The 11,955-nt window shown below is 67.7% G+C and carries 11 protein-coding genes; 8 read left to right on the top strand and 3 right to left on the bottom strand.

The window, feature by feature from the left end:
* Positions 1–220 precede the first annotated feature (220 nt).
* From JK358_RS33785 to JK358_RS33775, 3 genes are all read left to right on the top strand, one after another.
* Positions 221–1,621 carry an MFS transporter gene (locus JK358_RS33785; RefSeq protein ID WP_201955736.1) on the top strand — a complete coding sequence of 467 codons (1,401 nt, stop codon included), beginning with the start codon at positions 221–223 and terminating at the stop codon, positions 1,619–1,621.
* A 193-nt stretch (positions 1,622–1,814) separates the two neighbouring features.
* A complete protein-coding gene (locus JK358_RS33780) occupies positions 1,815–3,461 on the top strand; it encodes an ABC-F family ATP-binding cassette domain-containing protein (protein WP_201955734.1) in 1,647 nt (548 codons plus the stop codon).
* Positions 3,462–3,574: 113 nt separating this feature from the next.
* Positions 3,575–3,961, top strand: a complete 387-nt coding sequence (locus tag JK358_RS33775) for an Rv0313 family protein (protein WP_201955731.1) — start codon at positions 3,575–3,577, stop codon at positions 3,959–3,961.
* Between the two features lie 46 nt (positions 3,962–4,007).
* Here the strand turns inward: JK358_RS33775 and JK358_RS33770 are convergent, their stop codons facing one another.
* Genes JK358_RS33770 through JK358_RS33760 form a run of 3 tightly spaced genes read right to left on the bottom strand, consistent with a single transcriptional unit; the run spans position 4,008 to position 6,315 of the window.
* Positions 4,008–4,829 carry an ABC transporter permease gene (locus JK358_RS33770; RefSeq protein ID WP_201955729.1) on the bottom strand — a complete coding sequence of 274 codons (822 nt, stop codon included), beginning with the start codon at positions 4,827–4,829 and terminating at the stop codon, positions 4,008–4,010.
* Entirely contained in the window at positions 4,826–5,794 is a 969-nt protein-coding gene (locus JK358_RS33765; protein ID WP_201955727.1) for an ATP-binding cassette domain-containing protein, read from the bottom strand. Before JK358_RS33765 ends, JK358_RS33770 begins: the two co-directional genes overlap by 4 nt.
* A gap of 32 nt (positions 5,795–5,826) precedes the next feature.
* Positions 5,827–6,315: a nitroreductase family deazaflavin-dependent oxidoreductase gene (locus JK358_RS33760; RefSeq protein WP_201955699.1), complete on the bottom strand. Its 489-nt coding sequence runs from the start codon at positions 6,313–6,315 to the stop codon at positions 5,827–5,829.
* A gap of 107 nt (positions 6,316–6,422) precedes the next feature.
* On the opposite strand from JK358_RS33760, the gene JK358_RS33755 reads away from it, so the two are divergent.
* The 5 genes from JK358_RS33755 to JK358_RS33735 all read left to right on the top strand — a co-directional run bounded on the left by JK358_RS33755 (position 6,423) and on the right by JK358_RS33735 (position 11,954).
* Entirely contained in the window at positions 6,423–7,112 is a 690-nt protein-coding gene (locus tag JK358_RS33755) for a TetR/AcrR family transcriptional regulator C-terminal domain-containing protein (RefSeq protein ID WP_201955685.1), read from the top strand.
* Between the two features lie 71 nt (positions 7,113–7,183).
* Complete coding sequence (locus JK358_RS33750) at positions 7,184–8,818, top strand: lipase family protein (protein WP_201955682.1); 1,635 nt, start codon at positions 7,184–7,186, stop codon at positions 8,816–8,818.
* Positions 8,819–8,838: 20 nt separating this feature from the next.
* Positions 8,839–9,078, top strand: coding sequence for a ferredoxin (locus JK358_RS33745; RefSeq protein WP_372440780.1), 240 nt, complete (start codon positions 8,839–8,841; stop codon positions 9,076–9,078).
* A 3-nt stretch (positions 9,079–9,081) separates the two neighbouring features.
* On the top strand, positions 9,082–10,302 hold the full coding sequence (locus JK358_RS33740; RefSeq protein WP_201955676.1) for a cytochrome P450: 1,221 nt from the start codon (positions 9,082–9,084) through the stop codon (positions 10,300–10,302).
* A gap of 191 nt (positions 10,303–10,493) precedes the next feature.
* Complete coding sequence (locus tag JK358_RS33735) at positions 10,494–11,954, top strand: flavin-containing monooxygenase (RefSeq protein ID WP_201955673.1); 1,461 nt, start codon at positions 10,494–10,496, stop codon at positions 11,952–11,954.
* Position 11,955 lies beyond the last annotated feature (1 nt).

Here is an 11,955-nt window from a genome sequence, read left to right as displayed (position 1 = left end):
TGGCGCCCGGCCATTCAGTTGATTAGGCTAAAGAAAGTGTTGGGCTTTCCGGCCACGCCGATGATGTCGTAGGAGCCCTGTCCGTGAGCGGGAGTTTTCCGCATTCGAATCGCCGACCAGATCGCCGAATCCCTCTGCGGTGCCGTGCGCGGGTTGACAGCGGCCATGTGCCGGAGCGCACCCGCACACCTGTAGCCATCGCATCGTAGGAGGCGAATCTGTGAGCCCGGGAGTTGTCGCGCCCACCCCATCCGAGAACCGACATACTCCCGCACTCACCTCCCCTCCGCGCGGTACCTTCAGTTCGCTGCGGATTCGCAACTACCGGCTGTTCTTCACCGGCCAGGTGGTCTCCAATACCGGCACCTGGATGCAGCGCATCGCACAGGACTGGCTGGTGCTGAGCCTCACCGGTTCGGCCGCCGCGGTCGGCATCACCACCGCGCTGCAATTCCTGCCGATGCTGCTGTTCGGGCTCTACGGTGGCGTGCTCGTGGACCGGCTACCGAAGCGGCCGCTGTTGCTGTTCACCCAATCGGCCATGGGGACAACGGGTCTGGTGCTCGGCGTGCTCACACTGACCGGGCACGTGCAGGTATGGCACGTATACGCGACCGCGTTCGCGCTCGGGCTGGTGACCGTCGTCGACAATCCGGCTCGCCAGGCCTTCGTGGCCGAGATGGTGGGCCCGGATCAACTGGCGAACGCGGTGAGCTTGAATTCCGCCAACTTCCAGTCCGCGCGGCTGGTCGGCCCGGCGGTCGCGGGCCTGCTGATCGGCGCGGTGGGCAGTGGCTACGCCTTCCTGTTCAACGGCCTGTCGTTCCTGGCTCCGATCGCGGCGCTGCTGCTCATGCGGCACGCCGAACTGCATCGGGTGGAGCGCGCGCCACGCGGAAAGGGGCAGCTGCGTGCGGGATTGCGCTATGTGGCGGGCCGCCCCGAACTGCTGTGGCCGATCGTGCTGGTCGGGTTCATCGGCACCTTCGGCTTCAACTTCGCGATCTGGCTGACGGCCTTCACCGACACCGTGTTCCATTCGGGTGCGAGCACCTACGGTCTGCTCAACTCGCTGCTGGCGGCCGGTTCGCTGGCCGGTGCCCTCATCGCGGCGCGCCGGGCCACCACCCGGCTGCGACTGCTGATCACCGCGGCGTTCCTCTTCGGCTTCCTCGAGATCGTGGCCGCGATGACGCCTTCCTTCTGGCTCTTCGCACTGATGCTGGTGCCCATCGGCGTCTTCGGGCTGACGGTGAACGTGACCGCCAACTCCTCCATTCAAATGGCCACCGACCCCGCCATGCGCGGCCGGGTGATGGCGCTGTACATGATGGTGTTCACCGGCGGCACACCGCTGGGCGCGCCGCTGATCGGCTGGATCACCGACACGTACGGCGCGCGTATCGGATTCGCGACCGGCGGCGTGTTCTCGGCCCTGGCCGCAGTGGTCATCGGCCTGATCCTGGCGTCCCTCGGCGGTTTCCGGGTGCGCGACTATCCGACCGCGCTCGGACTTCGGAAAGGCATGCGGAGTAGAGTGGCCGGGTGCTCATCGAGGTCGACAGACTGTAGCCGCCTCATCGAAGGCGGCGCCCCGGGATCGCCGGTTCGTCCGTTGTGACGCACTGTTCACCGCGCATGCGCGCGGCCGTGTGATGCCCGTCGCCCGGTCCTTCGTCATTCTCACGCGGTAATCGCCTGCGGGCCCGCATCTTCCGGAGTTCCCTCCGTGGATTCGTGTGGCCCCGCGATCTCCGCGCGGCCCGATCCGGGCCCGACGACACGCACTCCGCCACGGGCACAAGGAGATAACTATGCCTACCTCTGCGAACACCCCCATCACCCTGCGCGACCTGACCTTCGAATGGCCGGACGGCACCGTGGCCCTCGCCGGTCTCACCGGTGTATTCAGCACCGGCAGAACGGGACTCGTGGGCCGCAACGGGGCCGGGAAATCCACGCTGCTGCGACTGGTCGCGGGTCTGCTCACCCCGACCTCGGGCCGCGTCGAGGTCAGCGGCGAGGTCGGATACCTGCCGCAGACCCTCACCCTCGGTCAGCACACCACGATCGCCGCACTGCTCGGCATCGACCGCACCCTGTCCGCACTGCGCGCCATCGAGTCCGGCGACACCGACGAACGGCATTTCGACATCGTCGGCGACGACTGGGACATCGAAGCCCGCGCCGATGAGGCGCTGCACGAAATCGGTTTCACCGCCGCCGATCTGGGCCGCCGCACCGGCGAGATCTCCGGCGGCCAGGCCATGCTGGTCGCCATCACCGGCCTGCGCCTCCGCCGTACGCCGATCACCCTGCTCGACGAACCCACCAACAATCTCGATCGCGCCACCCGCGCCCAGCTGACCGGATTCGTCGACACCTGGCCGGGCACCCTGATCGTCGTCAGCCATGATCTGGAACTGCTCGAACACATGGACAGCACCGCCGAATTGCATGCCGCCACACTGGAAGTCTTCGGCGGCCCCTACAGCGCCTGGAAGCACGACCTGGAACAGCGGCAGGCCGCGGCCGCCCAGGCGGCCCGCACCGCCGAGCAGACCCTCAAGGCCGAGAAACGCCAGCGCATCGAAGCCGAGACCAAACTGGCGCGCCGCGAACGCACCGCCCGCGCCACCCAGCAGCACGGCGGGATCCCGCGCATCCTGGCGGGCAACCGCGCCAGCCGTGCGCAGGTGTCCGCCGGTGCGCTCCGCACCGGTATGGACGCGAAGGTCCGCGGCGCACAGCAGATGCTCGACGACGCGGAATCCCGGGTCCGCAAGGAGGAGCACATCCATCTCCAGCTGCCCGACCCGGATGTGCCCCGTGGCCGTCGCATCGCCGAATTCCACGACGGCGCACGCACAGTCACCATCCAGGGTCCGGAACGCGTCGCGCTGGTGGGTCCCAATGGCGCGGGCAAGACGACGCTGCTCGAACACCTGCTGAGCGCCGGTGCCGCGCAGCGTCCCGCCACCGGCGCACGGGTCGGAGTCGCGGTGACGGGCACGCTGCGCACCGACCGTGTCGGCTATCTCCCCCAGCGCCTGGACGGCTTGGACGAGAACGCCGGCGCGCTGGACAACGTGCACGCGGTGGCGACCGCGACACCGCCCGCCACCATTCGAAATCAGCTGGCCCGCTTGCTGTTGCGCGGCGACACCGTCGACCGCCCGGTGTCGACCCTGTCCGGCGGCGAGCGTTTCCGGGTCTGCCTGGCGCGGCTGCTGCTCGCCGATCCGCCCGCACAGCTGCTCATCCTCGACGAACCCACCAACAACCTCGACATCGCCAGTGTCGACCAGCTGGTGGAGGCTCTCGCCGGCTACCGCGGCGCGATCCTCGTCGTCAGTCACGATCACCCGTTCCTCGCCCGGCTCGGCATCGACACGGTGATCGAGCTCGGCGCGGACGGGCATCTGCACCGGCACGGCGGTCTCGCCGATCTCGCGCACTGACACCGCGTCCGCGGCTACCGCGGGCGCGACGCGGGCGAATCGAACGTGGCGCGGCGCCGATTCGACGAGGAGACTGAGGGCGTAGCGACGAATCCGGCGTCAGGAGTGGTGGGATGGCGAACAATGGGCCTTTCGGGATCGATCCCGAGGATTTCGAGCGCGCGATGCGGGAGGCGGGCGACGAGTTTCGTGATCTGCTCGGCAAGGCCGGCCAGTACATCGATCGCACGAGTGTGAATACGCTGGCGTCGTTGCTCGGGCAGTTCGTGCAGCAGCCCGAGCGCACGCGCCCGCCCAAGTCCGAGGGCGAGACGACCGGTGAGACGGGCAGCGGGGTGTGGGCCATCTACACCGTCGACGAGGACGGCACGGCCCGCGTGGATCAGGTGTTCCCGAACGAGCTCGAGGCGCTGCGCGCGCACCGCGACAACACCGACGAGCGCCGCCGGGTGCGGTTCCTGCCGTACGGGGTGCCCGCGAGCGTGCTGGACACGCCCTGACGCGCAACGCCGATAGCGTTGCGCGCCAGGCGGTTCCACCCTGATGTCAGCGTTCGCGGCGATAGAGCCGCATGGTCAGCGGACCGAAGACGGCCACCAGCACCGCGCAGGTGAGCAGCACCCAGCCCAGTTCGGCGGCGACGGGCGCACCGTGCATCAGTCCGCGCACGGCACTGACCACATGGGTGATCGGGTTGACGTCCACGAAGGCCTCGAGCCAGCCGGGCAGCGTCGCCGGATCGATGAACACATTGCTGACGAAGGTCAGCGGGAATGTCACCAGGATGGCCAGGAACATCACCGATTCGGGTGTGCGGGCCAGCAGTCCCAGACTCGTCCACACCCAGGACAGGCTCCACGCGAACGCAAGCACCACGCCCACGCCCGCGAGCAGGCCGACGATTCCGCCGTCGGGCCGGAAGCCCAGCAGCACACCGGAACCCACGATCACCGCGGCCGCGATCGCGTAGCGGGCCAGATCGGCCAGTAGCGCTCCGACCAGCGGCGCGGGCTGCCAGATGGGCAGTGACCGGAACCGATCGAACACCCCCTTGGCGATATCGGCGTTGAGTGCGACCGCCGTCGACTGCGTGGTCATGGTGAGTGTCAGCACCAGGATGCCGGGCAGCACCGTCTGCAGGTAGTCCGCGGTGGACCCGGCCAGCGCGCCGCCGAACAGGTAGGTGAACATGACCAGCATCATGAGCGGGAAGACGGTCACATCCGAAAGCTGGTCCGGCACATGCTTGATGCGCAGCACCGCCCGCCAGGCGAAGGCCAGCGCGGTGGTCGCGCCGGCCGGGCGTGCGGGCCGGGTGTGGCTCGACAGCGCGAGGGCGTCCCCCGCGTGGACTGTGGCGGTGCTCATGCCGAAATCTCCTCGGGCGCATCGGTGGTGGCGGGCTGGCCGGTGAGGGCCAGGAATACTTCGTCGAGACTGCTCTGCCCGACACCGAAATCACCGATCTCGATGCCCGCGTGCGCGAGTGCGGTGAGCGCGGCCCCGGCACGCCCGGCGTCGTCGACCCGTGCCGACAGCGCGGCCGGGTCGTCTTCGCGATACACCGGTGCGCTCAGCTCCTGTCGCAGAATGGTTTCCGCGTCGGCGGCCTGTGCCGGGTCACGGAGCCGGACCCGTACCGCTCCGGCCCCGACGGTCTGCTTGAGTTCGGCGACCGTGCCCTCGGCGATGATCCGGCCGTGGTCGATGACCGCGAGCCGATCGGCCAGCCGGTCCGCCTCCTCCAGGTACTGGGTGGTGAGCAGAACCGTTGTGCCGCAGTCGGTCAGCGCCCGCACAACCTCCCATACCTCGGTGCGGCTGCGCGGGTCGAGTCCGGTGGTCGGTTCGTCGAGGAACAGCAGCGCGGGCGTGGCGACGATGCTGGCGGCGATATCCAGACGCCGCCGCATACCGCCGGAGTACCGTTTGGCCTGCCGGTCGGCGGCGGCCTCGAGATCGAACGCGGCCAGCAGTTCCCGGGCCCGCTCGGTGGCGGCCCGCCCGCGGTGGCCGAGCAGCCGTCCCATCAGCACGAGGTTCTCCATGCCGGTGAGGTCCTCGTCCACCGAGGCGTATTGCCCGGTGAGGCTGATGCATTCGCGCACGGCCTCGGTGTCCTCGACGAGGTCGTGCCCGAAGACGCGCGCCCGTCCGGAGGTGGGCCGGATGAGGGTGGCGAGCATGCGGATGGTGGTGGTCTTGCCCGCTCCGTTGGGGCCGAGGAATCCGTAGACGCCGCCTTCGGGAACTGTCAGATCGACGCCGTCGACGGCGGCGTGGTCGCCGAACCGCTTGCACAGCCCTTCGGCGTGAATGGCGTACTGGCTCATACTCTTTCCTTCTCTTCGTCGGTTCGGGACGGTCACGGCGCGACGGGCGTCCTGCGCAGGCGCAGCACGTGATCGACTCCGAAGACCCACCAGCCGATGCGCTCGGACAGCGACTGGTAGCGCGCGACCGAAGCGGTATCCACGAGTTCGGGTTCGCTGACGAGATAGGTGATGCCCTCGTGGGTCACCTTCGCGGTTCCGGCGGCGCGCACGTTCCGCAGCCAGTCGGGGTCGGTCCCGTAGGGCAGCGAGATGAGGAAGTCCTCACCGGCCTCGGTGATCCCGACGGGGGTGGCGTAGGCCTTCCCGCTCGACCGCCCGACATGCCGGATGACCGAGGCGGCGGCCCCGGGTTGCCCGGCGGTCTTCAGCACCCGCCGGTTGGTGACGTTCCGGTTGAACCGGCGCACCACGGCGATGCCCGGCGCGTAGCCCGCGCGCATCACGACCATCAGGAACAGCATCCAGGCCAGGCCCGCCCCGAGCGGTGTTCCCACGATGACGGCTATCCAGATCCACATGTCCAGCCACTCCCCTTACGTTGTAAGTCTTATGTTGTAAGGGAAGCATTACGACGTAAGGCTGTCAAGACCCGCGCGCCTTACCGCGTACGGTAAATTTGACTGTCATGGCCACCACCGACCAACGACCCCGCCTGAGCCGGGAGCAGATCCTGCGAGCCGCCGCCACCCGGGCCGACCGGGACGGAGTCGAGGCGGTCACCATGCGCAATGTCGCCACCGACCTCGGCGTCGAGGCCATGTCGCTCTACTACCACGTCAAGAACAAGGCCGAATTGCTCGACGGCATGGTCGAACTCGTGCTCGACACCATCAACCAGGAGGTCGCGCACCTGGCGGCGCAGTCGCCGGAGGAATGGAAAACCGTACTGCGCGAACGCATTCTGACCGCCCGCCAGGTGCTGCTGCGCCACCCCTGGGCGCCGGGCCTGATCGGCTCACGCTCCCCCATGACACTGTCGGTGATCGCCTACTTCGACTCGGTGATCGGGCTGCTGCGCACCGGTGGCTTCTCCTTCGACCTCGCCCATCACGCCATGCACGCCCTCGGCAGCCGCGCGCTCGGTTTCACCCAGGAACTGTTCCAGCCGCCGACGGATCAGAGCGAGGACGAGGCCGCGGCGCTGCTGAATTCCATGGCCGACCGCTTCCCGAACATCACCGGCATGATGAACGCCGACGAGGCCCACGCCGAGGACGCCGGCGCGATGCTGGGCTGGTGCGACGACCAGACCGAATTCGAATTCGGGCTGGACCTCATTCTCGACGGACTGGAACGCCTGCGCGTCCCGATCTGAACGGTGCTCTATGCTCGTGCACAGCTCGTTGAACACCGCGTTCCCGAATTTCCGGCGTTCCGGAGGTGGATGTGACCGCAGTTCTCGATTGCACCGATATCGCGCACGGCACCCTGCTCACGGTGAATCCGCTCCCCGAGAAATTCTGGCCGGAGGGCACCCGCCGGGGATTCCGCATCGAATACGTCGCCCCCGTTTTCACGGGCGGTAAGCGCGCGGTGAGCGGTTCGGTGTTCCTGCCCGACTCCACCGCCTCGTCCGCGCCGGTGCTGAGCTGGGCGCACTGCACGGTGGGCATCAACGAGCACAACGCCCCGTCGAAGGTGGGCCTGTGCTCGGCGGAGCGACGGCATCTGCGGCACTGGCTCGCGGCCGGATATATCGTCACCGCAACCGATTACGAGGGTTTGGGCACCAGCGAACCGCACCCCTACCTGGACGGCGAGGCCATCGCCGACGACATCATCGACATCGTGCTGGCCGTGCACGATATGGACGTGGCCGCCGATAACCGGACGGTGATCGCGGGTTTCTCCCAGGGCGGGCACGGGGCCCTGTATGCGGCGGCGCTGTGCACCGCCTACGCACCGGAACTGGATCTGCTGGGCACGGTTTCGCTCGCCCCTCCCGTGCGATTCCTCGATTTCGTCCGTGACCACACCGCCGACGGCGCTATGCCCGTCAATGCGCTCATTCCGGCGATTCTGGCGGGCTTGCAGGTCCGGCGACCCGCATTCACACCGGACGAACCACTGGAAAAGCAGGGGCGAGCACTGCTGCGCACGGCCCGCCACGAATCGATGAAGGAATTACTCACCCGGTGCGCCGCGCTCACCAATGACGAGGCCGGATTCACCGGCATCGCGGCCTGGCAACCCCTGGTCGAAGCCTTGGAGTCGACCAGCCCGCCGGCCACGAAATACGATCGGCCGCTGTTCCTTTGCGCGGGCGGAGCCGATCCGGTGTTCCCGGTCGAGCACGGCCGGGATTTCACCCGCGCGCTCGCCGACTGCGGCACGAATGTGTTCTTCCACGAATTCGACGCCCTCGACCATATGGCCCTGGTGGAACCCGCCGCACCGGAGGCCACCCGCTGGGCCACCGATCTGATCACCGCCGTTTCCCGCGAAACCGCCTGCCGGGAAACGCGATTCGATGCCCACGAACTCCGGTTCCGGGTGCTCGACGCCACCGGGAACGGCCGCATCGGCCTCGATGACTTCCGCGTGCACGCGATGCGGCTCACGCAGTCCTTCGGACGCCCGCTCGGAGATCCGTGCGCGGTCCGGCTGCGCGAGAACTACGAGCGGCTCGCCCGTGAGCTCGTCCGCCACTACGACCTCGACGGCGACGGCAGCATCGACCTGCACGAGTTCGTCCGGCCCGCGACCCGGATACCTGATGCGGTGTCCGACAGCGCATCCCGGCTCGTCAGCTCGGTGATGCAACTGCTCGGTGACAACAGCCGGGGGATCTCCCGATCGCAATTCCGGTCCGTGACGCGGGGATTGGGAATCGACGAACCGGAGACGGATGCGCTGTTCACCGCGACCGACACCGATGGCAACGGGATCATCGATGCCGCGGAGCTGACCGCGGGCGTGCTCGACTTCCTGACCGGTGACGACCCGCGCTCGCCCGGCTACTGGTTGTTCGGGCGCTTGAAACAACCGGCCGCGACCCAGTTTTCAGACAAGCGTCTCTGACAGTTGTCCCGGCGCGGGGTATGTTCGGTGCGGCAACAGGTACGCACGGGAGATCAAGTTCGTCTATGAAAGTGGCTGTCAGCCAAGACATGTGCATCGCGTCGGGGCACTGCACCGTACATGCGCCGGGGGTTTTCGATCAGGGGGATGACGACGGGCTCGTTCTACTCCTCGACGCGAGCCCCGCGGCCGAGCACTCCGACGCCGTGCGCACCGCAGCGAGATTCTGCCCGGCCCAAGCAATTCAGATCGAGGAATGACCCATGACCGAAACATCCACCGAGACGCCGTTCTACCCCATGCCCCGCGCGGCGGCCTGCCCGTTCGCGCCGGCGCCGCAGGTGCGCGAAATCGCCGCCGCCGGACCGATTTCCAAGGTCCGCACCTGGGAGGACAAGGTGGCGTGGCTGGTCACCGGCTACGAGGAGCTGCGTGCGCTGTTCCCCGACCCGAACGTCCACCTCGACAACAAGCATCCGAACTTCCCGTACATCAGTCCGGCGATGAAGGCGCTCGCCGAACTGAGCCCGCGCACCATGTTCAACACCGACGGCGCGGAACACGCGCGCTTCCGCCGCATGCTGGCCAAGCCGTTCACGCCCAAACGTCTGGAGCTACTGCGGCCGCTGGTCCAGAAGGCCGTCGACGAGCGCATCGACGAGATGCTCGCCGCGGGCGATTCGGTCGATCTGGTGCGCGCGCTGGGCCTGCCGGTGCCGTCCCTGGTGATCTGTGAACTGCTGGGCGTGCCGTACGAGGATCACGAGTACTTCCAGCGCAGCACCGAGATCGGCTTCGACAGCAACACCTCGCTCGAGGAAGCCCAGCAGATCACCATCGAAATGCTCGGGTACCTGAACAAACTGCTCGAGAGCAAGCTGGAGAATCCGGGCGAGGACATGATCTCCGATATGGCCGAGCTGGTGCGGGCGGGTGAGCTCCAGTCGTGGGAGGCCGCGCTGCAGGCCGTCGGCTTCCTGGCGGCCGGGCACGAGACCACCGCGAACATGATCGGCCTCAGCGTCCTGGCCCTGCTGGAACGTCCCGAGCAGCTGGCCCTGCTCCGCGATATCGACGATCCCAAGCTGCTGTCCTCCGCGCTGGACGAGCTGGTGCGCTACATGAGCATCACGCACACCGGTTTGCGCCGGGTCGCGGCCGCCGATATCGAGATCGCGGGCGAGACCATTCGCGAGGGCGACGGCATCATCTTCGATATCGGTGCGGCGAACTGGAATCCGGAGACGTTCCCCGACCCGGAGACGATCGACGTCACCCGGCCGAATGCCGCCCAGCACCTGGCTTTCGGCGCCGGTCGGCACAATTGCATCGGTTTGCAGCTGGCCCGCCTCGAGCTGGGCATCACCCTGCAGACGCTGTTCCGCCGCGTCCCGACCCTGCGCCTGGCCACGACGATCGATCAGATCTCGTTCAAGGAGGACGCCATGGTGTACGGCATCACCACGCTTCCGGTCGAATGGTGAAGTCCCGCTGAATGATTCACCGGGTGGGCTGCCGCACGGCCGCCCACCCGGCACTCGGGCCCCCCTCCGGCATCCAGGTGCCGAGCTTGACAGGCACACAGCCCGCCAATACCGTCAGTATTCGAATACTGACGGTATCCAACAAGGAGGTTGGGCATGATCGGGTGCGGTTCGGCGCGGGAGAGTGGCCGATGACCACGTCTCGGGAACCGCGCATTGTGATCATCGGTGCCGGGGTGTCCGGGATCGCGAGTGCGATTACTCTGCAGCGCAACGGGTTTCATGACTTCGTGATCCTGGAGAAGGGGTCCGACTTCGGCGGGGTGTGGCATTGGAACCGGTACCCGGGGCTGACCTGTGATGTGCCGTCGCAGCTGTATCAGTTCGGGTTCGCGCCCAAGCCGGACTGGTCTCACGTGTTCGCGCCCGGCCCCGAGATTCAGCAATACCTCGCCGGGGTGGCCGAGCAGTACGGGCTGCGACCGCATGTGCGGCTGAATTCCGAGGTCGTGTCGGCGGAGTTCGACGAGAATCGCTGGCGGGTCGAGACGGGTGACGGGACCGTGTACGACGCCGATTTCGTCATCGCCGCGACCGGGGTGCTGCATCATCCCGCCATGCCCGATATTCCGGGGCTGGCGGAGTTCACCGGGGATGTCGTGCACACCGCCCGCTGGGATGACGCCGTGCGCACCGAGGGCCGCAGGATCGCCGTGATCGGCACCGGATCCACCGGCGTGCAGGTGGTTTCGGCCCTGCAGCCGAAGGCCACGTCGATCACGCATTTCGTGCGCAGCCCGCAGTGGGTGATCTGGGCCCCGATGTGGCTGCCGCAGCCGGGGGTCGTCGGCGCGGTGCTGAATCGGCTGCCGCAGGTGAATCAGGCGCTCTACCAGGCGGGTATGACGGGGGCGCGGGTCTTCACCGATGTCGTCACCCGGCCGAGCTGGCGGCGGCGCGCGGTGCAGGAGTACGCCAAGCTGAGTTTGCGGGCGCAGGTGCGCAACCCGGAACTGCGCGAGCAGTTGACGCCCGACTATCAGCCGCTGTGCAAACGACAGGTGTTGTCCGGCAGCTACTATCGCGCGCTGAAGGCCCGCAATGCCGAGCTGGTGACCACCGGTATCGAGGCGGTGACGCCCACGGGTATCCGCACCGCCGACGGCTGCCACCACGAGGTGGACACCATCGTGTTCGCCACCGGATTCAAGGCGCACAACTACATGCGGCCGATGAATCTCGTGGGACGCGAGGGCCTGTCGATCGACGACGCCTGGGCCAAGGGGCCGCGCGCCTACCGCATGACCGCGATTCCGGGATTCCCGAACCTGTTCACGGTGCTCGGGCCCAACTCCCCCACCGGATCGATTCCGCTGCATCACGCCGCCGAGGTGACCGCGAAGTACATCACCGCGTGGATCACGCGCTGGCGTGCGGGGGAATTCGACACCGTCGAGGTCACCGAGGCCGCGACCGAGCGTTTCGAGGCCGAGGTCACCGAGGCGCTGGGGCCCACGGTGTGGAACACCGGGTGCAATTCCTGGTACTTCACCGAGGGCGGCAGCATCGATCTGCTGCCGTTCGACCGCGCCACCATGGAATCCATGCTCGCCGCACCGGACGACCGGGACTTCCATCTGCGCGGCGCGTGAC

The organism is Nocardia acididurans, from assembly GCF_016741815.1.
Taxonomy (GTDB): Bacteria; Actinomycetota; Actinomycetes; order Mycobacteriales; family Mycobacteriaceae; genus Nocardia; species Nocardia acididurans.
This window is presented reverse-complemented; position numbering and strand designations above follow the sequence as displayed.